This is a genomic window from Shigella sp. FC1661, from assembly GCF_001712525.1.
Taxonomy (GTDB): domain Bacteria; phylum Pseudomonadota; class Gammaproteobacteria; order Enterobacterales; family Enterobacteriaceae; genus Escherichia; species Escherichia coli.
Genome location: NZ_MDGW01000504.1, coordinates 1 through 375, shown reverse-complemented (window position 1 = coordinate 375; position 375 = coordinate 1). Strand labels below are relative to the sequence as shown.

General features: G+C 49.1%; 1 pseudogene. It reads right to left on the bottom strand.

Annotated features, from left to right (window positions below):
- Positions 1 to 375, bottom strand: a pseudogene (locus BFF42_RS21260) (transposase); the annotation flags it as partial.

Here is a 375-nt window from a genome sequence, read left to right as displayed (position 1 = left end):
TCTGAGGGGGCATGCTGTACCCGGTCGTAATAACCGCTCCTGGATACACCAGGTACCCGACACATCGCTTCAACAGGGAATTGTTGTCGCCATTGTTCGACTAACGCGTATTTTTCAGCGACTCCTGGGCAAAATACGCTGTTGCTTTTTTTAATATATCTCGCTCAAGTCGTGCTTCATTTAAAGCCTTACGCAGTTGCATAACTTCAGATTCCAGCTCAGCCACTGTGCGGGAGCCTGGTGTATTGAGCCCTTTTCTTGCGGCGGTAACCCATTGTCCTAAAGTGCCTTCAGGAACAGATAATCGGGAAGCGCCTTCACTGATCGAAAGCTGATTTTCAGGAACCGTTTTGACGGCTTCGGCTTTAAACTCCG